This window comes from Serratia sp. 25CWL12 (genome assembly GCF_055790885.1).
On the sequence record NZ_CM147698.1, the window covers coordinates 2,475,281 to 2,498,834 of the forward strand.

Sequence of the window (23,554 nt, forward strand, 5' to 3'; positions counted from 1 at the left end):
TTTTTTATTATTGACTCAGGTCACAAAGTTCCCTATATTACACATTCTGTTACACATTGTTTCTTTGTGAAATCAATTTTCGACATTAGTAGCACTTTCGCTCTAGATTAACGAGCGCGTGAATGGAACACTGCGTGCAGACACAGGACGACACCAATCTAGCAACAATAGTTCCCTAAGAATTATTGTCGGCAGTGGCAGGTGTCCGAATAACACTAATGAGGGTAACAACGATGATGAAGCGCAACATTCTTGCAGTAGTAATCCCAGCTCTGTTGGCAGCCGGTGCAGCTAACGCAGCAGAAATCTACAACAAAGACGGCAACAAAGTTAACGTATATGGTAAAGCTGTTGGTCTGCATTACTTCTCTAGTGATAAGCAAGACAATGGCGACAAATCCTACGCTCGTCTGGGCTTCAAAGGTGAAACCCAAATCAATAGCGAACTGACCGGTTACGGCCAGTGGGAATACAACTTTGCAGGTAACAATGCTGAGTCTTCACAAAGCGGTGACAAAACCCGTCTGGCTTTTGCTGGCCTGAAGTTCGGCGATATGGGTTCATTCGACTACGGCCGTAACTATGGCGTTGCGTATGATGTTGAAGGTTGGACTGATATGCTGCCAGAGTTTGGTGGCGATACTTACACCAACACTGACAACTTTATGACCCAACGTGCTACCGGTGTTGCTACTTACCGTAACAGCAACTTCTTCGGCCTGGTTGATGGTTGGAACTTTGCTCTGCAATACCAAGGCAAAAACGAAAACCGTGATATCAACAAGCAAAACGGTGACGGTGTAGGTGTTTCTACCACCTACGCACTGATGGATACCGGTCTGAGCTTCGGTGCTGCTTATACCTCTTCTAACCGTACTCTTGATCAGAAATCAACATTTACTTATAACCCGCAAACTGATAAGTATAGCGGTACTACTTCTAACGGTAACGTTGCTGACCTGTGGACTGTTGCTGCTAAATACGACGCTAATAACGTCTACTTGGCAACCATGTATTCCGAAACTCGCAACATGACTCCATTCGGCGATGTACAAGGTTTAGTTGCTAATAAAACTCAAAACTTTGAAGTGGTTGCTCAGTATCAATTCGACTTCGGTCTGCGCCCATCCATCGCTTACCTGCAATCTAAAGGTAAAAACTTGGATCAAGACGTTAACTCCGGCCTAGGCAACGACCAGGATCTGGTTAAGTATGTTGATATCGGTGCTACTTACTACTTCAACAAAAATATGTCTACCTATGTTGATTACAAAATCAACCTGTTGAACAACAACGACAACAACTTCTACAAAGCTGTTGGTATCGCTACTGACAACATCGTAGCAACTGGTCTGGTTTACCAGTTCTAAGTTGTTGCACTTAATGGCAGCTTTACGTTGCCAGTTAAGTTAGAAAACAGGGCTTCGGCCCTGTTTTTATTTTAATGGGGTTAACCCTTTTTTATACCGTCGATACCCCCTTTTGCAGCTATTTTTTATGCTGAATCAATCCGCATCACAAGATCACGGTGTTTTTGTGGTAAACAGTTGGCAAAGCCCGTAACTGGCGTTAACCTAACGTTTCTGTCTGCTTAACTCTAGGCCATGGAAGCATTTGACATGTTTGAAAAAATCACCGCCGCACCCGCTGATCCCATTCTGGGTCTGACTGACATTTTCCGTGCGGACACCCGCCCAAATAAAATTAACTTAGGCATTGGTGTCTACAAAGACGAAACCGGTAAAACACCCGTATTGACCAGCGTCAAGAAGGCTGAACAATACTTGCTGGAAAATGAAACCACCAAGAATTATCTTGGCATCGAAGGTATCCCTGAATTCGCCTTCTATACTCAAGAACTGCTGTTTGGCAAGCAAAGCCCGATCATTACCAGCAAGCGTGCCCGCACTGCGCAGACCCCGGGGGGTACTGGTGCCCTGCGAGTAGCGGCAGATTTTATCGCCAACCAAACCACGGCCAAACGTATCTGGATCAGTAACCCAAGCTGGCCAAATCATAAAAATGTTTTTGCCGCGGTTGGCCTCGAAGTTCTGGAATATGACTATTACGACGCCACCAATCACTCTCTGGATTTTGCTGGTCTACTCAATAGCCTGAAACAAGCCCGTGCTGGTGATGTGGTGCTGTTCCATGGTTGCTGCCATAACCCAACCGGTATCGATCCTACTCAACAGCAGTGGGCAGAGTTAGCTGAGCTCTCTGCAGCCAACGGCTGGTTACCACTGTTTGACTTCGCTTATCAGGGCTTTGCCAAAGGCCTGGAAGAAGATGCTCAAGGCTTGCGTATTTTTGCCGCCAAGCATCAGGAACTGTTGGTTGCCAGCTCCTACTCGAAGAATTTTGGTCTGTATAACGAGCGTGTTGGTGCTTGTACTCTGGTTGCAGCCGATGCTGAAACTGCCGACCGCGCTTTCAGCCAGGTCAAAGCAGCAATCCGCGCCAACTACTCTAACCCGCCCGCTCATGGTGCTTCTGTGGTTGCCACCATTCTAGGTAATGAAGCGCTGCGTGCTATCTGGGAACAAGAACTGACCGATATGCGCCAGCGCATTCACCGTATGCGCCAGTTGTTCGTCAATACCTTGCAGGAGAAAGGCGCTGAGCAGGACTTTAGTTTTATCATCAACCAAAACGGCATGTTCTCTTTCAGCGGATTAACCAAAGAGCAAGTGCTGCGTCTACGTGACGAATTTGGTGTCTATGCGGTGAATTCTGGCCGTGTAAATGTTGCTGGCATGACACCAGACAATATGGCGCCATTGTGTGAAGCTATTGTGGCTGTCCTATAAGCACCACCAGCACCATGCTGCAATAACATGCTGTAATAACCAAGGGGGCGCAAATGCGCCCCCTTGGTTTTAACTTAACTTTAATTTTATATGATTTTATCGGCTGGTTAATTGTTTACTGGCTAAGTCAGTTACCAAATGGCCGGTTCTGAGCGCAGGAAGGGGTTAGTTTGGCGCTCATGACCAAAGGTAGACATTGGTCCATGACCAGGAACAAACGCCATATCGTCGCCTAGCGGCAGTAATTTAGTGCGGATTGAGTTAATCAGCGTCTCATGGTTACCGCGTGGGAAGTCACTGCGGCCAACACCACCGTTAAACAATACATCCCCTACCCATGCCAGACGAGATTTTGCATCGATAAACACCACATGGCCCGGTGTATGGCCAGGGCAATGGAGTACATTCAGCGAATGTTCACCAATCTGCACACTGTCCCCTTCTGATAACCACTGGGTTGGGGTAAACGCCTGGCACTCTTCAAGGCCAAACATGCGGCTCTGTTCAGGTAAGTTTTCCAGCCAAAAAGCATCTTCTTTATCGGGGCCATAAATAGGCACCTGATAGTGTTGTGCCATTTCAACGGCGGCTCCCACATGGTCAAGGTGCCCATGGGTCAACAGGATCTGACTAACCTGCACCCCCATTTTGGCGACTTCAGCCTTGAGCCTGTCTGCATCACCACCCGGATCAATCAAGGCAGCCTGTTTGGTCGCCTCACACCAGAGCAGTGTACAATTTTGGCTGAATGCCGTGACAGGAATAATGTGGTATTTCATAACACTCCAATAACGATAAACCCATCGCCATTCAGGTTACCGGAGAACAGCAACGTGAATGGCGATGGGTATTTTTGAGTTAGGCGCCGATTACCAGGTGCGTAGCGGGCCGGTATCAATATGTACAAAGTTGCTGCGTGGATAATATCCTACTCCGCCCGCGCGCAGTTTCAGCGCCGCTTTGCGGATATTACTCAATTGGATCCCCTCAATACGGAAATCCATCGCCTGCCCTTTGGTATGGTAACTCTGTTTAGCCACACCGCGACGCTGCTCACGCATTTCACTATTGGTCTCTAGTGAACGGTAACCAGAAATCAGTTGTACTGGTTTTTTAGTCCCCAGCATCACCTGCAGGCGATAAAGCTGATCAAACAGACCCGGGTCAATGGTTTTCGTTTTATTGGCGCGATAATCACGGAATAGATGGTTCAGCCTTACCAATTCTGCTTTGTTATAACGTTTGCCATCAAAGAATTCAGCCTTGATGGATTCCCCTGTATTCAGGTTGTTCAACAGCAGAATACGCGGGCGAGCAGTTGAAAAACTGGCAAGCGCCTGCCCCGGGAGCAGTGCGATGCCCATGGTGGCCATACCTAACGCCAGCCATTTACGGCGATGATGGTCAATTTTGTCCATAATCCTTTTTAAACTCGGTAATAATTTCAAAATATATACCAAAGATGATTCATATCGTCATTTGCGTATAATCAGAAACATCTTAGGTATAAAAAATACAAGCAGTGAGCACCATAACCGCACGCGCAAGCTGAGTCAACCCGCGATACACCGCCGTTTACAAGCTCTAACAAAAAAAATGGCACACTGTGTTGCCATTCAATCTGTATAACAAACTCATAACTGTTGGGGCCAAAGCAGACTCGCCTATCACCCCGATAGGTATCATGGGTTTAAGAAAGCGGTTCCCCAGTCAGGTCATCAAATACCCCACTGGGGAAAGGGTTATTACTGCATCAACTTCTCAGCCAGAGCCAAAATCTGCACCCCGGATTTTACTGTCACATCATAGTCGTAAATATCTGTGCGGAACTGCGGCTTGCCATCATCAGCAATCCACGCGGTCAGATAATAGAGCTGAACCGGTATATGCTGGCGAATATTGACGTAAGTGGTGTTGCCCCGTTTAAGCGTTGATGACACCCGCGTGTTATTCCAGCCGGCATCTTGCAGTAGCATATTAGCCAAATCTGAGGCTTTGCCAACACGGACACATCCCGAACTTAACGCCCGAATATCTTTCGCAAACAAACCGCGGTTCGGCGTGTCATGCAGATAGATAGAATCCGAACTTGGCATATTAAACTTGAAGCGCCCGAGCGAATTACTGGTGCCAGGTTCCTGTTGAATACGATAAGGAAAGTTACGCGGAGAAGTAATGCTCCAATCAATCATTGCCGGATCGATAGCTTCCGAATCATTGCTCCATCCGGAGTACACGCGATAGCCATGCTTCTGGAAATAGCTGGGATCATGCATGGCTTTTGGCACGATATCTTCGCGGATTAACTTGACTGGCACATTCCATGGCGGGTTAACCACCACATTATTCAGCGCGCTACTCATCAATGGCGTTTTCCGGCTCGGTCTGCCGACAATAACCGGTGAAGAGAGCACTTCAGTACCATTAATGTAATAAACCAAAGAATAATTAGGGATGTTCACCATAATGCCGGTGTCCACATGCCCAGGCAAGATGCGCAAGCGCTGGATATTCAACGCCAGCAATGAAGCACGCATTTGTGGTGAAACGTTGAGCCATTCACGGGTCCGAGGACCGATCACCCCATCCGGTGTCAGCCCTTGCCAAGTTTGGAAACGTTTGACACCTTCAACCAAATCATCGGTATAGCGATTATCTGTTGCTGAAACAGACTTCGCCTGATGCGCTGGCGTATTGGTCGAAGAAGCTAAATCTTGAGTCGATGCAATAGCCGGACTGACGACGGTTGCTGCCGCATCACGGTTTTTCTCTTCATCCACCGAAAGGTCATCAACCACTACCGGTGGCGTAGTCACTACGGTGTTAATAGCCTCGGTAGAATGGCTGGCTTCCCCTGAGGGTGCCGTCAACATGGCGGTACGGCTCAGGATCTCGCGCAATGCAGGAACATCATCACTCTGCTGCCCAGGACGCAAGCTGACCTTATTGAGCACCATCGGCCATGGCCGACTATCTGCCAGCATGTCGCGCAACGCCTGATGCATTTTCTCATATTGCGGATGCTGCGGAGCCAATGAATTAACATAACTCAGCGTGTTACCTTGCTGTACAGCAAGCTGCCACTGATTGATCACCGGGTTCTGCGGTACCGCCAATTTATAAGGTACCTTGCTATACAGCCAGTTGCTACCATTGGCCTCTATTGACGATACAAATTGCAGATAACCGAGCATCGCATCAGACAGTACAATATCACGGGCCATATCCCTCACTGCAGGATCGGTGAGTAATTTCACCCATTCAGTGAATTGCGGCTGTATACCGGAAATAGCCAACTCAGCAAGCTGTTGCTGAAATTGCAATACTGCCTGGCTATCTTGCCACATCGGCTGCATCTGGTTGGCCGCATACAACGGTGCCAGCGTCTCCATATAGTGTGGCACCACATTTTTTGGCAGCGCCGCAAGCAGTTCTGTTCGACTCTGTTCCACCGAGAGAGCAGATGGTGATAAGACAACCTGTGGTACCTGCTCGGTCGCACCAGCAAAAAACGATAGGGCAAGACCAGACGCAATTGCGTAGCTCAATACCAAACGTCGTACTCTGTATCCATTTTTCCGCAACATCCCTCGCCCCCTGTAGGCTCACAAAAATACTACCAATACACGTAACTTTCTTTAGTATACAAATAGAACAGCCTTATTTGATCTTGGCTGTAAAAATATCGCCAATTGACACAAAAATAGCTGCCCTAAACCTGGCAGCTATTTCCCGGTCATCAGTGCCTGTTTCAAGCTTGCGGCGTTTCCGCCACGGTGGTGCTCAATGCAGGCTGGTCGCTGGCAAAACCGCGTAAACCCACAACGTGTACGTGCTCATGATTCTGGAACACTTTACGTACCAACTTATAGGTAGTGCCTTTTTCCGGGCTGATATTCTCTGGCGCAGCGATGATCAGTTGCATCTCCAGACGATCACACAACTCAAACAATGTCGCAATAGATTTAGCATCCAGACGGGCAGCCTCATCCAGGAACAATAAGCGGCAAGGTGAAATATCCTTACCACGCAAACGGCGAGACTCTTCTTCCCAACTTTGTACCACCATCACCAGAATCGACATCCCGGTACCAATCGCTTCCCCGGTGGATAAAGCACCACTCTCGGCACGTAACCAGCCATCAGCACCGCGGAATACTTCCACCTCCAGCTCCAGATAATTACGGTAATCCAACAGCTCTTCACCAATGGTTTGCGGTGTCCGTTGCCCCATATCAATCTGTGGATTCAGGCGCTGATAGAGTTTAGCCAAGGCTTCAGAGAAGGTTAACCGGTTACTGCTGAACAGATCCTGATGCTGTTCCTGCTGCTCAGACAGCACATCCAGTAACGTCGCATGGGCTTCCCGTATATTGACATTCAGCCGTACACTTTTTACCTGGCCGAAAGAAACCGCTTGCAAGCCTTGGTTCAGCATACGGATACGGTTCTGTTCACGCTGAATGGTCTTGCGGATAATATTCGCCACACTCTTTGAGCTGATCGCCAGCTTTTGCTCACGCGCCGTCAACTCTTCGGTCAGACGAGCCAGTTCGATCTCCATCTGTTCGATGGCTTCCACTGGATCATCAGTACGGATGATATCCTGACGAATACGTTCACGCAGGTGCTGGTAGACCGCAATATAGAATTGAATTTTACGTTCTGGGCGTTTGGGATCTTCAGACAAGCGCAACACATCACGCAAATGTTCATTATCCGCGACCGCCAGACGCAGCGCCCCCAGCGCCTTATCCGACATAGAGCGCAGCTCGTCACCGTCCATATAGGCCAATTCGCGACGATGCAGGCGACGCTCCACCCCATTGTCCTTCACCAGACGCATCACCATACACCAGCCCGCTTTAGCGCTCACCACCTGCTCACGCAGTTGATAATAATCGCGCTCCAGCTTACGTAGTTTCTTCTGCAGGCTATCCATTTCAGCCTCACAGAACGTCAGTTGTTTTTCTAGCTGACTACAGCGCGCGCGGTTATTGCTGACTAATGCATGCAGTTCATCGCGACGAGTGCGTGCACGCACTTCGGCATTGGCATCCGCCTGGACACCAATATCCACCAGTTCCTGGCTCAACTCTTTGAGCATGTCGCGCTTGGCATCATAGGAGCTTTTCAGCGAAGCCAACACCTGACTGTACTGGGTATATTGGCTCTGATACTGACGTAACTGTTCACGGGCACGGCTACGTTCAGCTTCGGCATGTTCCAGCCGTTGACGTAGTTTATCATTCAGGTCGTTGTTGGCGTTCTGCATATCCGCAGAATCGCTATAGCTAAAATGCGCACGCCGCTGTACCACCTCGGTCAAGGCAAATACCTGTTGCTTGGCCTGGCGCTGGCTGGCTTGTGCCTGGATATAGTCCTGCTGTAACTGCTCGTGTTGTTCGGGGTCGCTTTGTAATACCGCCAGCAGAGGTTCCAATTTGGTTAAAGAGGCACCATGTTGTTGCAGATAACGCGCCGCGTCCTGTGCTTCTTCCAGCTCTTCACGGAGCTCTTCGGCACGATCGAGCAAGGTTTCATCATTCAATAATGAGACCAGCGGTATCAGGCGGTTCAGTGCAGCGACGCCCTCTTTGGCCTGATCATACTGCTGCCGCTGCTGTTGATTCTGTGCTTCGTGGTTATTCAGCGCACGCTCAATTTCACCACGACGACTGTGCAGCGTGCGAATATCTGCCTCAGGATCCGCATCAAACGCCACCGCCAAGTGGGCACCGATAAAACGGCTGAAAGCTTGATGGGCCCGCTGCGTTTTCTGAACATCGAACGACAAGGTAGCATAACGCTCAGCCAAGCTGTCACGTTCGGCATACAGCACTTCCAAGCGATTTTCACGCGCGGCACGGCCAAACAACGGCACTTCAGGATAACGGGAATAACGCCACTGGCGATCCGCTATCTTCACCACCACCGCCTTGTCCTGTTCTTCAACAGCAAATACGCTGTCATCGAATGACTGTGGGTCCCCTTCAATCAGGTAAAGGTCTTCAGGGCAATCCTCCAACCCTTCGAGCAGTTCGCGTACCAACGACAGGTCCGGTACCACAATCGCATGGCGTGACGGGCCGTACAACGCAGAGAAATAAGGGGCGTCATCCAGGGTGACATCGTCATATATTTCCGATAACAGCACACCACCAAACCGTTCAGCCAGCGTGACCAAACGCGGGTCTTCGGCACCACTGGGCTGACTAAGACGCTCAATTTGCCCCTCAATTTCCCGTTTGCGGCTGGCAACCTCATCACGCTCAACGGTGGTTTCACGTTCACGCTCCAGTAACTGCTGCATATGCTCAGTCACTTGTTGGCTATCTTCGAACGTTTCCCCACTCTGTTCACCAAGCTGATGCAAGGCATCCTGAGCCGCCAACCAAATCGGCGCTCGTGTGGTCAACTCTTTAATGCGTTGCTGAATCTGCTCCAGTTCCTGGCGCATCTCCATACGGATCTCACCTGCTTCACTGACGCTTTGCGACAATGATTCCAGGCGCAGTTCCAACTCCTGCTGCAACGTGACCAGTTCATCGGGTTGATAGGTTTCCCCGTTACGTTTACAGAACTCTTGCAGTAGGCGTTCAGCATCCTGTTGTGCATTCAGGCGTTGCTCCAGTTCGTTCAAACGCATACGCAACGGCTGCACCCGCTCTGCCTGATGCTGCTGTGAAGGCCAATCACGTAATAATTCACGTGCGCTTTGCCAAGCTTCACTGCGGCTGACTTCGCCAGCAATTTTACATACCAGTTGATAAGCTTGTTCAAACTGGCTGTGTGCAGCATCAGCCACACTGAGTTTCTGTTCTAACATCAGCAGGGCTTCAGTCGCTTCCTGCTCACGTGCTTGAAGGGTATCTAACCACTCATGGGCATTTTCTGCTGTCAGGTCACTAACCTGACACAGGGAACGAGCGCGCTCTAAGGCTTGTAATGCCTGTTGGTACTGAATGGCTCGGGTTTGCTGCACATCCAGCGCTTGCTGATAATCAGCGAGTTGGCTTTTCAGCTCATCAACTTCCTGCTCGGCCGCTTCGCTGCGTGCCTCGCTTTCTGCCTGCTGTTCAGCCGCTTGCTCCACCACCTCATTTTGCTCTTCCAAGCGATAGGTCAGCTCTTCCAGGTCACCTTGATAGCGTTCAATCTTCTCTTGCTGACGCATCGCCGTCTGCACCAGATTGAGGTGATCACTGGCGGCCTGATAGTCGGTTTCCAGGTCCGATTCTGCCGCACTTTGTTCTGCCAATTCCCGCGCCATTTCAACGTGGCGCAATTGCTCATTGGCCAGCTGTTTACGGCTACCCAGCAGGTCATTACGCAATACCAGCGCACCATCGAGATGGATGCGGCGTTCATTGGCGTGGCGCATATAGTCGGCAGCCACATAAGATGTCGCGTCAGAGATCAGATGTTTGAACAGATCACGATCCGATTGGGTGACACGAATCGCTTCCAACGTCATACGGTTTTCACGCAATGCCGCTTCCATATCCTGGAAGGCTTTGCGCACTCCGCTGTTTTCTGGCAACAGATAATCACGCAACGAGCGGGTAATGGCACTGGAAATACCGCCATACAGCGACGCTTCAATCAGGCGGTAAAATTTGCTGCGATCCGCAGAGGAACGTAAACGTTTGGGGATCACCCCCAAATCAAACATCAAGGCATGGTAATCAGTGATGGAGTTGAATTGCTTGAACTGCACCCCTTCCATCTCTTCGACACGTTCTTTTAATTCTTGTAACGGAAGCACCCGCGCCTGGCGTTCACCCACCATCTGGGTTAACAGCTCTGTCGGTTGTACGGCGGTCGGCAAGCCCTGGATAGTGAACGGTTTGATATCCACTTTACGATCACGCCCAGCCACCTGTTGTAAGCGTACCCCCACCAGCACCCGCTGATGGCGCGAGTTGACCACATCCAGCGTGGCATAACAGACACCCGCACGTAATTTACCGTGTAGCCCTTTGTCGCGCGAGCCACTGGTCGCCCCGGCTTCAGTGGTATTACGAAAGTGCAACAGCGTCAGATCGGGAATTAACGCAGTCACAAACGCCGCCATGGTCGTCGACTTACCGGCTCCGTTCCCCCCAGACAGGGTAGTCACCAGTTCATCCAAATCAAAGGTCCGGGCAAAGAAACCATTCCAGTTAACCAGCGTCAGCGAGCGAAATTTACCGCGTTCAATCATTCCTGTTCATCCTCTGCACTGTCGGTGATGGTTTCTGCTGCAACCTCTTCCGCCTCGTTGATTTCATCATTTAATGACAGGCTGTTTTCCACCGGCATTGCTTCACCATCACGGATCATGCGCAATTGGGCTTCACGTGGATCATCACCACTGCGCACGTCAGCACCGAAGCGGAACACCGCCTCGGTAATACGGAACTTGCTGCTGTCATTGCCCATAAAATAGACCATCCCCAAGCGGCGCAAGCGATTGAGGGAAGCACGCACTTTTTCATGCAGTTTCTGCCGATCAAGGTCCGAACCGGTGGAACGCTGGTTAACAAACTTAAGCAGTTTATTCTCGTCCGCCAGGCTCAATAATTCTTCATACAGTTCTTGCTGGCTGAAAATCCCCTCGTGCGCCAGACGCTCAGGGCTAAGATAGAGGTAACAGAGGATCTTGCCCACCATCATATCCAATTCGGAAAGCACTGAACGGGCGATCAACGTCGTGGAGCGAGGGCGCAAGTAGAAAAAACCTTCCGGTGCACGGATTAACTCTACGCTGTAGCGTGCATAAAATGATTCCAGCTCGTCCTGAAAATCCATCAGGAAAGCATGGTTGTCCAACTCATCAATAGCAATATGACGGCCGGCACGTAATTGGCTGTCTAACGCCGGGAACAGCGTGTTTGATAATGCCTTGGCCAGCTTGACTGGCATTACTTGTTCAATATTTGTCGATGACATGGGCCTGCACCTTGGCTCCGTAATCATTGATTGCCTGCCAACGGGCTGGCAACCCTGAAAAATCAGCTTCAGCCACACCAAGGCGCACTGCCTGGTCGACCACAATACGAGCAACATCAAAATGACGCGCACGCGGGTATTGCGCCAGATAATCGCGCATCACTGCGCCTAAATCGAGCGGCATTTTTTGTTCCTGATAAACCTTCAGTGCCTGTTCAATCATCAATGTCAGCTGTTCACGGATCTCACTGAACTCTTCATACTCCAGATCCGGTGGCAATTCACCGGTCACTTCCTCACCACGCAGTGCCAATTCTTCATCGCGCATATCGAAAAGACGCTCGGCATTGGCAAAGGTCAGCGCCCAGGGGGAGTCGAAATAATTTTGTACTGATTGACGCAGGCGTTGGGCAAATACGCGGTTTTTATCCATATCGATAGCGGTACGGATAAACTTGTGAACATGACGATCATAACCGATCCACAGGTCGATGGCTTGTTGGCCCCAACTGATAATGCGGTCTAGTTTGCTTTGCAGGTCAAATACCAGCTTATCAACAAACCCTAACTCCCCATCACCCAGCGTGGCATCCTGAATACGCAACAAATTGGCCTGGAGTTTATCACCTGCGGCCTCCAACGTATCCTGTAATTCACGCAAGGTCCCAGAGGTTTCCGATAGCAGCGACTCACAACTGGAGATCGCTGCGCGCCAATCTTGATTGAGCAGCGCGGCAATGTCTTCTTTGACGCTCTGCTGCTGTTCATCCATCAGGCGTTGGGTCAAGTCAATGCTGTCAAAAATCTCCGCCACTGAATATTTCAATGGGGCAAAGACATTACGATGCCAGTGAAAATCATCGCCGCCCTCTTCCGCCGCATCTGCTGCACGCTTGAGCTCTTCCGCCACAATGGACAGTTGCATGGAAAGGCGCAGAGTAGAAAACTCACGCTGACGAATATAATAATCGGTAATACCGATGCCCAGTGGGGTCAGGCGATAGATGGCGTTGCCATCCGCCAATTCACTGGTAAACCGGTTCAACAGACGCTGGCGCACCATGTCGTTTATCGCATTGTTAGCACGTATCGCTACAGTTTCATGCGTCTGTTCAAACCCTTTGCTGACATGGCGAAATGCATCAACCAGCTCGCCTTCGCTCATCTCACCATCCAACCGCTCACCATTTAACGTGGCGATGGCGAGCAGAAACGCAAGACGCTCAGTCGGGAGCGAAATAGAGAAATCATTTTTCCGTGCCCAGGCGACCAGTTCGGGTACAGTCTGGGAAAACTCACTCATAGTTCGTCCTTCAGGTTTGCTTTATGCGCCATGACGTGAATATAGCGCCCCAAACTCACATACGGATCTTGCCGGCAATAGTGCTGCTCAAGCGCCAGTAACTCGTCAAATTTTTGTGTCTGCAATTGCCTGCTTTGCAGATAATCATGGAAAACCCTCACGCCGGTTTTCCCTGAAATCTGCATCCCCATCTGTTCCAACCAACCATAAACCTGGAGTGGATTCAGTGGATACTGCGGCGAAAGCGAACGTTTGCGACGCCGTCTCACTTCAGGGTCGACCAGTTGGAAATTACCCAACACCACATTGCGCATCAACAACCCGTTGGCGTTAAAAAACATCAGCGACAGTGCGCCACCGGGTGACAAGCATTCAAATAACGCCTGCAATGCCGCTTGCGGCTGCGCAATCCACTCCAGCACCGCATGAAACAAGATCAAGTCAACGGGCTGTTCCAAATGCTGACCTATCTCTTGTGCCGAACTCTGTATGAATTGCATCTTGTGGCGCACACCTTTCTGCTCTGCCAGCAACGCAGCACGCTGGATCATCTCACCAGAAAGATCACACAACAAGACCTGATGCCCTAATTCAGCCAGTTGGCAAGCCATATGGCCTTCTCCACCACCGGCATCCAGAATACGCAACGGCCGCTGCGGCAACTGGGCCAACAACTGGGTCAAGTCGTGCCAGAGCACCGCCTGACGGATTTTCCCCTTGGTGGTGCCGTAAATATTACGTGCAAACTTGTCAGCTATATCGTCAAAATTGCGATCATGCATGCTCAACGGCTCCGCTGATTCTATCTTGGTTTGCAGCAAAATACCCCCATTCAAACCTGCTATTTTTGCACAGACTGGCTTAGAATAAATCTTCTTACGACATAATTGCGCCTGAATGGCGCTTTTTCGCCCAAAAGGAGCGTTTTTTGCTGTTATTTCATCTAAAAAAACTCATCGGCAACCTGATGATGCCCCTGCCCATGTTGTTATTGCTGATGGGGCTGGCGTTGTCACTGCTGTGGTTCACTCGCTGGCAAAAAAGCGGCAAAATTATTTTAAGCCTCAGTTGGTTGCTGTTACTGCTACTCAGCCTGCAACCCATCGCCGATCGCCTGTTACGCCCACTGGAATCAGACTATATGACCTATCGTGGCAACGAGCCGATTGACTATATCGTCGTGCTGGGTGGCGGTTACACGTTTAATCCAGATTGGGCACCCAGCTCAAATCTGCTTAACAACAGCCTGCCACGGGTCACCGAGGGTGTCAGGTTATATCTGGCACATCCTAGTAGCAAGATGGTGTTTACTGGCGGACGTGGTGCCAATACCTTGAGTAGCGCTGCCACCGCAGCCCGTGTCGCTGAAAGCCTGGGGGTTCCCTCTAGCGATATTGTCATGCTAGAGAGCCCGTTAGACACCGAGCAAGAAGCCGAACAGGTTGCTAAATTAGTCGGGCAACAGCCGTTTCTTCTGGTGACATCGGCCAATCATCTGCCACGTGCCATGGTGTTCTTTACCGCGCTTGGGTTACACCCTATCCCGGCACCTGCCAACCAGTTGGCGATCAGCTCCCCCTTGAACATCTGGGATCGCGTGATGCCATCTGCCATGTTCCTTGGGCACAGCGAACGCGCAGTATATGAAACCCTGGGTAGGCTCTGGCAGCGGTTAAAGAGCAGCAATAATAGCGCCAGCGAACAGGAATGATTAATTGGCCAGCCAAGGCAGCAATTGTTTCGATGCTTGATCGAACAGCGGCCGGTCGAGCTTGCCGGTATGGATCATTCTCGCCACCGCTTCCCACACCACATATAACCAACGCCGACATAAAAAAGAGTCGGCTACTGGCGCTCGTTGTAAGTAACGGAACAGCAACTGTTCAGGCATACCTGCTTCACACAGCCGGAACAGCTCATATTCTCTGGGTGCCCACAGCACCATTCCTGGATTGAGCATTGCCAGTAATTGGTCGGTTTTGACATCTTTGAGCATACTGCGTAACGAAAGGTTACCGTGAACCAACACACAAGGGTCATCAAAACCAGCAAAAAACGTCGTTAACATTTCACGCGTGCGATAAAGCAGACGACGGTCCGCCATGGTCAATAACGGTGAGTTCATATTGCTCACGCTGGACCACAGAACTTCGACACGCTGTTGATACCAACTGAACCAGTCATTTTCCTGCGTACTATCTACAGTACCGACACAGCCATGGCTATCAATACGATGCCAGGCTAATACCCCATCGATAATCTGCTCCATCAGAACATTCCAACGATCAGGTGTCCGCGTTGGGGCTTCAACCGAGACACCACGCAACCGTTCGATTAGCATGATCTCTTTATAGGAGGACTGATGGCTATAGACCACACCAAAAACCGTGGGTAAGCGTATATCCCCTTCACGTGACAGCATCGAGAGTTTGTAGGCTTCCTGTTGTGCAATACCTTCACAAACATAACTTTTCGCCATCAACGGGATCGCATGATCCTGCTGGTCGTACAATGAATACATATGCGCATAGGGCTGCTCACTGACGCGCTCCAAGCGACTAATCGGCTCCCCCAAAACAAGGCTTAATTCGGCACGCAACTGCTCCATGGGACGGGGTCCTCCAGATTAAGAAAAACCCGCCATTCAAGCGGTCGCGGTATGCGCTGCGCTTGAATCGGCTTGGGTATAACATTGTTGTCCGGCCAAAATCGGCTTACGACTTTAAACTGTCTCGCACCCGCTGTAAGTCTTCTGGCGTATCGACCCCGACGCTCGGGGTAGCATGGGCTACCGCAACGTGGATCTTTTCGCCGTACCACAGCACACGCAACTGCTCGAGTAATTCAATCTGTTCAAGCTGGCTAGGTTGCCAACTAACGTAACGGCGCACAAACCCGGCACGATACGCGTAGATACCAATGTGGCGTAATAAGCTATCGCCGATACTCGCTTTCGATTGGGCAAAACGTTCGCGATCCCAAGGAATGGTGGCGCGGGAAAAATAGAGGGCATACCCTTGTGCATCCATCACCACTTTAACCGCATTCGGGTTAAAGGCTTCTTCCGCCGTGGTTATCGGCACGGCAAGCGTCGCCATGCCAGCACGGCAAGCCGCCAGATTTTCTGCCACTTGGCGTACAATAACCGGCGGGATCAAGGGCTCATCCCCCTGTACGTTGACGATAATTTGGTCATCCGCAAAGGCGTACTTTTCAATCACCTCCGCCAAGCGTTCAGTACCGGAGTGATGGTCAGCACGGGTCATACACACCTCACCCCCCGCCATTTCTACCGCTTGCGCCACATCGGGATGATCAGTGGCGACAATAACGCGAGACGCGCCCGATTCACGTGCACGTTCCATCACATGCACCACCATCGGTTTTCCGTGAATATCCGCCAAGGGTTTACCCGGCAAACGGGTAGAGGCATAACGCGCAGGAATGATAGCAATAAAACTCATGCAGGTTTCTCATCTAATGACAGTGAACGCGCTTCATTCTCCAGCAATACTGGGATGCCATCGCGCAATGGATAGGCCAGGCTGTCTAATTTGCAAACCAGCTCCTGATGAGCTTTATTGTAATAGAGCTTGCCATTGCACAGCGGACAGGCAACGATTTCGAGTAAACGGTGATCCATGCTTTCTCCAAGGGAAGAGCTATCTTCAGGGAATTTTGTCAGAGAATAGCATAACGCTATAGCACTATTTAATCATCGTCTGATCAACGTAAGTAATGAGCTGAATCATCGCCAGGTGAGTATTTAAGCATTTTCGTCCCGCCACTGCCTCCATGCGGTGGCTAACTGCGTGGGTACCTCCCCCAGCGTAATCTGCTGCGCGCCATGCCAATCAGCCAGACGGGTTATTGCTTGTGAGATATCCTGACAGCGTCGTTTATTCAACGTGATACCCGGCTCTAAATGGAGACTTATCACAGCAAAAATACCTGGCTTGCGGTGCATTTTTGCATCCACTCGCCCTATCAGCTCACCTCGGTGCAGTAACGGTAAGGTGAAATAGCCGTACTGTCGTTTCTCTTTTGGCGTATAGCATTCCAGCCGATAGTCAAAATTGAACAGTTCCAGCACACGGCGACGATCCCAAACTACTGGGTCAAAAGGCGAAAGCAAGCAGGTCACGCTGGACTTCAATTTCCCCTGTTCTGCCAACGCCAACTCAGTGGCCAGTGATTGATGTACATAAAACTCCCCTGCCAAGCCCTCAACCCTAACGGGCAAAATCTCGCGTTGCTCTGCTAACAATGCCAGCATCTTTTTTGGCTTAACCTGCTTTAAGCGGTAATAATCCGCCAGCCATTCGGCTTTAAAGATGCCCAGATAGCGACAGCTACGGCGTAACATCGCTTGTTGTGCCTCCGCTGGTGGTAAGCTATGCGCTTCATCATTCCATGATGGCAACCGTCGTTGGGTGAGATCGTAGACTCGATGAAAGTTGCGGCGTTCAACCACCATTAATTGGCCTGCCGTGAACAGCACTTCAAGATGGCGTTTTTCCGGCTTCCAATCCCACCAGCCGTTGTTGCCTTTCTTTCCGGCACTGAAATCGGCAGAGCGCACGGGACCATGATGCTCGATATGCTGCAACAGTTTTTCAATGGCCAAGTGATGTTTATCCACCCAAGCCTGCGAGTATTTCCAACCCATTGTTTGTGGTGCCAGCATGCGATGACGTAATAACGCAAAGTCATCAATCGGAATAAAGCAGGCTTCATGGGCCCAATACTCGAATAATTGCCCACTGGCTAAAGCCTGCTCTAACCAGGCTGGCTGATAGTGGCCCAAACGACTGAACAGCACCAGGTAAGGGCTACGCGCCACCACACTAATGGTATCAATTTGTAATAAGCCCATACGCTCGATGGCAGCCATGACATCGTCGGGACGAGCCTGGCGTTTCATCGGGGTAAGCAAGCCTTGAGCAGCAAGATGAAGGGCTCGGGCAGAGTGAAGCGAAATAATGGGGTTTAGCATCCTGCTATCCAGCGATATTGAATCGTTGTCTGATGATAGAAGATATTGGCGGGGTTTTCATCACCAGTGCGTCAGGGGGAGCGACTCCGGCACTGGTGAGAAAGTGGGGATCAGAACGCGATAACGTCTGCTGCGGTCAACCCGTGAGAACTACGATAAATTGAGAACTCAACGTTCTGGCCTTCGTTTAACGATTTTTTGTTGGTATTGGCGATCGCCCGACGACTAACATAAATTTCGTCACTACCATCGACCGGAGAAATAAAACCATAGCCTTCAGCCTGATCAAACCATTTCACTCGGCCCATTTTTAATCCACTATTTTTAAACATTATTTAATTCCTTACATTTGTGCACCCTTAACAACACTTTTTTTATTATCGTCCGGATGCTATCAGCCCCTACTTGAGTTTCTTGTGACAGAGCTCTCGTGGGCAAAAATAAAAAACGTACTAGCACTTACTGTTAATACGCGATCACTTGCTCAATAAAGCAAGCCTATTCCAGCAATATGGCAATTTAATGACAAATCAACCTATTTTATGTTGCATGTTTGTCAGCCATGTTCTGTGACCTGCCCCTCTGGGTTCCACCCTGACTGGGACAAGCACCAACGCTCAGCGTTTTGTCAAACCACTGGAATTATTTTGAGTATCAATACAGTTATGAAAGCTATCTTCCGGCAAATCACTGGTTTCAGAATCATTACTTATTAGGAAGGACTTAGGAGGTTCATCTTTGCAGTGTAATCGGATGATGACGTCTGGCGAGGAACTGCTTAACGCTAACTTCATAAATCTTAGCGTCTAAATCTTAACTTTCTAAACCTTATTTTCTAAACTCAAACCCACCTGCATAGCAAGGGAAGTTGCATTTACTCATAAACCATTAATCAATACAAGAGGTTTATCACATTTTTCGCAATAAATTACACCATAACATTTTATCCCAGTGATTATACTCTAGATAAGTTGAATTATAGTCAGGAGCTAAGCGACTCCCCAACCGTTTGAATGAACTCAAGTATGACCAACAATGCTTTCTGCCGGACACCCTATTATCCGCGCAGCGCAAGACCGAGTTTTCAAATTCTTAACGTTAAGGAGCAAGCATATGAGTGGCTCGCCTTTCGTCTCACCCAATGACATTCGCGCCAAATTCTCGCGGGCTCTCTCGGCCATGTATCAGAAAGAGGTTCCATTGTACGGCGAATTACTTGATCTGGTAGCGGAAACCAACCGACAGATGTTGAGTGAAGATGCCGCTTTAGCGCACTGCCTGCAAATTACCGGCGAGATTGGCCGGTTAACCATGGAGCGCCATGGCGCTATCCGTGTCGGAACAGCACAAGAGTTACAAACGTTGCGGCAGCTGTTCAACGTGATGGGGATGTCACCGGTCGGTTACTATGACTTGTCAACTGCAGGAGTGCCTGTCCATTCAACTGCATTTCGTGCGGTACACGAGTCTGATCTGGAAGTCAGCCCATTTCGTGTGTTCACTTCGTTACTGCGACTCGAACTGATCGAAAACCCGCCATTGCGCCAACAAGCTGAAAAGTTACTGGCACAGCGTTCTATTTTCACCACCAGAACACAGGAGCTGATCGCACTACACGAGGCTGAGGGCGGATTAACCACTGAGCAAGCCAATGAGTTTGTTGAACAAGCCCTTGAAACCTTCCGTTGGCATAGTGTGGCCACAGTCAGCGCGAGCGAATATCAACAATTGCACGATCAACATCGTTTAATTGCCGATGTCGTCGCCTTCAAAGGGCCGCATATCAACCACTTAACACCCAGAACGCTGGACATTGACCGGGTTCAGTCTGCCATGCCTGAGCGCGGCATTTGCCCTAAAGCAGTGATTGAAGGCCCACCACTGCGCAAGTGCCCTATTTTGTTACGACAGACCAGTTTCAAAGCGCTGGAGGAAAAGGTGCTTTTCGTTGAGCCAGATGGCCGCCAGATGGCCGGGCACCATACTGCCCGCTTCGGTGAAATTGAACAGCGTGGCGCCGCTTTAACGCCCAAAGGACGGGCACTTTATGATCAGTTGCTGCAAGCGACCAATGACCGCTTTCAAGCAACGCCGACCGAAAGCAATGCGGCTCAATATAATCAATTATTGGCAGATCACTTCCAGGGTTTCCCAGACGATTACCAAGTATTACGTGAGCAACAACTGGCCTGGTTCCGTTATTTCCCTACCGAGCGCGGGCTGGCTGCCAAAGAGTCAAGAGATCAACACAGCACGCTCGAACAGCTTATCGCGCTGGATCACATCCGTTTTCAGCCGTTAGTGTATGAGGATTTTCTCCCCGTCAGCGCGGCTGGTATTTTTCAATCTAATCTGGGTGACAGCCAGCGTGCACAATATGATTCCGCATCAAGCCGTATGGCTTTTGAGCAGGCGTTAGGGGCTAAAGTCATTGATGAGCAGCAACTGTACCAACAGACACAACAACGCTCTTTAGCGGCTTGCGCGCAGGCATTAGGGGTTCATACTCTAAATGGCGGCGACTAATCGTGCTAACGATGGGTATGATGCAGGTTAGCTGACCGTTGAGCGCATGGATGCGCGATACGAGCCCCCACGGACGGGTTCACGGCGTGTCGGCGTTCCGCATCATGCCCACCAGCCGGACGCTCAATGTGAAGCGGCATTAGGCACAATTATTAGGGGTTTGACTTATGTATAAGCAGGTCATGCCCTCTCCGCTCCTGACAGCAACTTGAAGGCAACTGACTAGCTACGCACCTTGTTAAGCTGCTGCTCGATTTTCTGTAACAGTTGTTCTGCCTGTTCGGCAGGAAGTACGGCGTCAACCGGTAGATACCACCAGTTTGCTTGGGCAAAGGCGCGGCACTTCACCGCGTCTTTTTCGGTCATCAGCAGTGTTTGCCCGGGTTGGGTCAACACCGTTAATTGTGACTGGGTGTATTGTTGATGATCAGCAAAAGCCACCTCGTGATCAACTTTCACACCCAGTTTCTCCAGCATGGCGAAAAAACGTGGTGGATGGCCAATCCCTGCCATGGCAACAACCGGTGTCAGCTCAAGCACCGGGCGTTGCTCGCCACTCATCACATTCACTGCCTGCTGTGCCTGTAATTTCATGGCGATTTCCCCCGCTTGCGCCACGCCGCCATTAGCCACGCAGGCATCCACGGTGTTAAGACGGGATACGCGCTCACGCATGGGGCCTGCGGGTAACCACCAGCCATTGCCAAAACGGCGTACCCCGTCAATCACCACCAATTCAAAATCACGCTGCAACGCATAATGCTGGAGGCCATCATCGGTAATCACCCCATCCAATTGATGCTGCTGCAACAGTGCCTGAACCGCCTCAACACGCTTAGGAGAAATCGCGACAGGTGCACCGGTTCGCTGATAGATTAAAACCGGTTCATCACCCGCTTGTTGTGTGGTGGTCTGCGGCCCCAATACTAACGGATAGACCGCTGACTTCCCGCCGTAGCCTCGCGACACCACACCAATGCGGTAGCCACGTTGTTGCAACTGCTCTACCAGCCAAATCACCATCGGCGTTTTGCCATTGCCGCCAGCAGTAAGGTTGCCGACGATAATAATCGGTACCGGAGCTCGCCAACTTTTACGGAAGCCGCAGCGATAACTCAGGCGAATTACATTGCTCACCAGGCCATAGAGCCAAGAGAACGGCAACAGCAGCAAATACCATAGTGAACCGCCAGACCAGATGCGCTCTATCATTGCTGACCAAACTGCATACGGTGAAGTTGCGCATATACGCCTTTCTGCTCAATCAGCGCCGCATGTTGACCACGTTCGAGGATAATCCCATCTTCCACCACCAGAATTTCATCGGCTTTCTCAATGGTAGACAAGCGGTGGGCAATCACCAACGAGGTGCGGTTTCTCTGCAGTTCATCGAGCGCAGCCTGAATAGCACGTTCAGATTCCGTATCCAGCGCCGAGGTAGCTTCATCCAGGATCAGAATCGGGCTGTCACGCAGCAGCGCCCTGGCGATGGCAATACGTTGGCGTTGACCGCCAGAAAGCATCACGCCATTTTCCCCAATAACCGTATCCAGGCCATGTTCCATTTTGTCAATGAAATCCATGGCATAGGCCATCCGTGCGGCTTCTGCAATCTGTTCACGGCTATAATGCTGTTCACGGGCATAGGCAATATTATTGGCAATGGTATCGTTAAACAGGTGTACATTCTGCGATACCAAAGCGACCTGATCACGCAGTGAAGCCAAGGTATATTCCCGCAGATCATGCCCATCCATTAATATTTCCCCTTCCTGAACGTCGTAAAAACGCGTCAGTAAGTTGGCAATGGTTGACTTGCCTGAACCAGAGCGCCCCACTAAGGCGACGGTTTTACCTGCTGATATCGTTAGGTTGATATCCCGCAGTGCCGGAATTTCGCGGCCGGGGTAACAAAAGGTCACGTGACGAAATTCAATATTGCCAGTGGCACGCTCTATTTGGCGCGTGCCGGTGTCTTTTTCCTGTTCCATATTCAGGATGGAAAACAGTGTCTGGCATGCAGCCATACCACGTTGAAACTGAGCATTGACGTTAGTGAGTGATTTCAGCGGACGCATTAAGGCGATCATGGCTGAAAACACCACGGTGATAGTCCCGGCAGTCAGGGTTTCCATCACACTGGGGAAACTGGCGGCATACAAGACAAATGCCAATGCCAATGAAGCGATCAACTGAATAATGGGATCAGAGATTGAAGAGGCGGAGACCAGTTTCATCCCTTGCTGACGCATACGGTTACTGACGTTATTAAAACGTTCAGTTTCCACTTCTTGGCCACCAAAGATCAGCACTTCTTTATGCCCTTTCAGCATCTGCTCAGCACTGGTAGTCACCTGCCCCATGGTATTCTGCATGTTTTTGCTGATATTGCGGAACCGTTTGGACACCATGCGAATAGCAAAGGAGACGATGGGTGCCAGCAAGATCAGGATCAACGACAGTTGCCAGCTATAATAGAACATCATGATAAACAGGCCGATGATCGATGCCCCTTCACGCACCACGGTGACCAGTGCACTTGAAGAGGAAGATGCCACCTGTTCAGAATCATAGGTAATTCGTGAAAGCAGCGTCCCGGTGGATTGTTGGTCAAAAAATGCCACCGGCATTCTCATCATATGACCAAATAGCCGGCGACGCATCTGCATCACCACCATGCCAGACACCCAGGAGATGCAATAGCTGGAAACGTAGCTGGTGACACCACGCATTAACATCAGGCCAATCACCACCAGGGGCATCCAGACCAGTACGCGGCTGTCGGCTTTACCAAAACCCTCATCCAGCAGGGGTTTGAGCAGCGACAACATCAGGGTGTCCCCGGCTGCGTTTAAAACCAGCGCAATAGCGGCCACAATCAGGCCCGCTTTAAAAGGTGTGATCATCGGCCATAGGCGACGGAATGTCTGCCAGGTGGAGAGATCTTTATCATTCATCATGCAGATACCAGCATCGAAAGAAATA

At 50.3% G+C, this 23,554-nt stretch carries 18 protein-coding genes; 4 read left to right on the plus strand and 14 right to left on the minus strand.

What is annotated here, in order from left to right; all coding sequences use genetic code 11:
• The first annotated feature begins 233 nt into the window (after positions 1-233).
• Positions 234-1,370 carry a porin OmpC gene (gene ompC, locus ACX9GV_RS10660; RefSeq protein ID WP_473195501.1) on the plus strand — a complete coding sequence of 379 codons (1,137 nt, stop codon included), beginning with the start codon at positions 234-236 and terminating at the stop codon, positions 1,368-1,370.
• A 249-nt stretch (positions 1,371-1,619) separates the two neighbouring features.
• Positions 1,620-2,810, plus strand: coding sequence for an amino acid aminotransferase (locus ACX9GV_RS10665; RefSeq protein ID WP_473195502.1), 1,191 nt, complete (start codon positions 1,620-1,622; stop codon positions 2,808-2,810).
• A 131-nt stretch (positions 2,811-2,941) separates the two neighbouring features.
• On the opposite strand, the gene ACX9GV_RS10670 is transcribed toward ACX9GV_RS10665, so the two are convergent.
• The 7 genes from ACX9GV_RS10670 to cmoM form a co-directional block, all read right to left on the minus strand.
• Positions 2,942-3,589, minus strand: a complete 648-nt coding sequence (locus ACX9GV_RS10670) for an MBL fold metallo-hydrolase (protein WP_023489327.1) — start codon at positions 3,587-3,589, stop codon at positions 2,942-2,944.
• Positions 3,590-3,679: 90 nt separating this feature from the next.
• Complete coding sequence (gene mepK, locus ACX9GV_RS10675) at positions 3,680-4,228, minus strand: peptidoglycan L,D-endopeptidase MepK (protein ID WP_023489328.1); 549 nt, start codon at positions 4,226-4,228, stop codon at positions 3,680-3,682.
• Between the two features lie 327 nt (positions 4,229-4,555).
• Positions 4,556-6,397 carry a L,D-transpeptidase gene (gene ldtD / locus ACX9GV_RS10680; protein WP_473195503.1) on the minus strand — a complete coding sequence of 614 codons (1,842 nt, stop codon included), beginning with the start codon at positions 6,395-6,397 and terminating at the stop codon, positions 4,556-4,558.
• A 164-nt stretch (positions 6,398-6,561) separates the two neighbouring features.
• A complete protein-coding gene (gene mukB, locus ACX9GV_RS10685; protein ID WP_473195504.1) occupies positions 6,562-11,016 on the minus strand; it encodes a chromosome partition protein MukB in 4,455 nt (1,484 codons plus the stop codon).
• Entirely contained in the window at positions 11,013-11,744 is a 732-nt protein-coding gene (gene mukE, locus ACX9GV_RS10690; protein ID WP_023489331.1) for a chromosome partition protein MukE, read from the minus strand. Before mukE ends, mukB begins: the two co-directional genes overlap by 4 nt.
• Positions 11,725-13,047: a chromosome partition protein MukF gene (gene mukF, locus ACX9GV_RS10695; protein WP_023489332.1), complete on the minus strand. Its 1,323-nt coding sequence runs from the start codon at positions 13,045-13,047 to the stop codon at positions 11,725-11,727. Before mukF ends, mukE begins: the two co-directional genes overlap by 20 nt.
• On the minus strand, positions 13,044-13,829 hold the full coding sequence (gene cmoM / locus ACX9GV_RS10700) for a tRNA uridine 5-oxyacetic acid(34) methyltransferase CmoM (RefSeq protein WP_473195505.1): 786 nt from the start codon (positions 13,827-13,829) through the stop codon (positions 13,044-13,046). The genes mukF and cmoM overlap by 4 nt, the downstream gene beginning before the upstream one ends.
• A 149-nt stretch (positions 13,830-13,978) precedes the next feature.
• Here cmoM and elyC point away from each other — a divergent pair, with 149 nt between their 5' ends.
• Positions 13,979-14,758 (plus strand): envelope biogenesis factor ElyC, encoded by a 780-nt coding sequence (gene elyC, locus ACX9GV_RS10705; protein WP_473198018.1) that lies wholly within the window; start codon positions 13,979-13,981, stop codon positions 14,756-14,758.
• Here the strand turns inward: elyC and ACX9GV_RS10710 are convergent, their stop codons facing one another.
• From ACX9GV_RS10710 to ACX9GV_RS10730, 5 genes are all read right to left on the minus strand, one after another.
• A complete protein-coding gene (locus tag ACX9GV_RS10710; RefSeq protein WP_473195506.1) occupies positions 14,759-15,655 on the minus strand; it encodes a YcbJ family phosphotransferase in 897 nt (298 codons plus the stop codon).
• A gap of 106 nt (positions 15,656-15,761) precedes the next feature.
• Positions 15,762-16,511, minus strand: a complete 750-nt coding sequence (gene kdsB, locus ACX9GV_RS10715) for a 3-deoxy-manno-octulosonate cytidylyltransferase (protein ID WP_023489336.1) — start codon at positions 16,509-16,511, stop codon at positions 15,762-15,764.
• Entirely contained in the window at positions 16,508-16,690 is a 183-nt protein-coding gene (locus ACX9GV_RS10720) for a Trm112 family protein (RefSeq protein ID WP_023489337.1), read from the minus strand. The genes kdsB and ACX9GV_RS10720 overlap by 4 nt, the downstream gene beginning before the upstream one ends.
• 123 nt (positions 16,691-16,813) lie before the next feature.
• On the minus strand, positions 16,814-18,043 hold the full coding sequence (locus ACX9GV_RS10725; protein ID WP_473195507.1) for a winged helix-turn-helix domain-containing protein: 1,230 nt from the start codon (positions 18,041-18,043) through the stop codon (positions 16,814-16,816).
• Between the two features lie 110 nt (positions 18,044-18,153).
• Positions 18,154-18,375 (minus strand): cold-shock protein, encoded by a 222-nt coding sequence (locus tag ACX9GV_RS10730; RefSeq protein WP_023489339.1) that lies wholly within the window; start codon positions 18,373-18,375, stop codon positions 18,154-18,156.
• A 781-nt stretch (positions 18,376-19,156) separates the two neighbouring features.
• Between ACX9GV_RS10730 and hglS the strand changes: the two genes are divergently transcribed.
• The gene (gene hglS / locus ACX9GV_RS10735; RefSeq protein WP_473195508.1) at positions 19,157-20,569 is read left to right on the plus strand and encodes a 2-oxoadipate dioxygenase/decarboxylase HglS; all 1,413 of its coding nucleotides are present in this window, start codon (positions 19,157-19,159) and stop codon (positions 20,567-20,569) included.
• Between the two features lie 222 nt (positions 20,570-20,791).
• Here hglS and lpxK read toward each other — a convergent pair whose 3' ends face one another.
• Together lpxK and msbA are read right to left on the minus strand one after the other, a co-directional pair.
• Positions 20,792-21,781 carry a tetraacyldisaccharide 4'-kinase gene (gene lpxK / locus ACX9GV_RS10740; protein ID WP_473195509.1) on the minus strand — a complete coding sequence of 330 codons (990 nt, stop codon included), beginning with the start codon at positions 21,779-21,781 and terminating at the stop codon, positions 20,792-20,794.
• Positions 21,778-23,529, minus strand: coding sequence for a lipid A ABC transporter ATP-binding protein/permease MsbA (gene msbA, locus ACX9GV_RS10745; protein ID WP_473195510.1), 1,752 nt, complete (start codon positions 23,527-23,529; stop codon positions 21,778-21,780). Before msbA ends, lpxK begins: the two co-directional genes overlap by 4 nt.
• Positions 23,530-23,554: the final 25 nt, after the last annotated feature.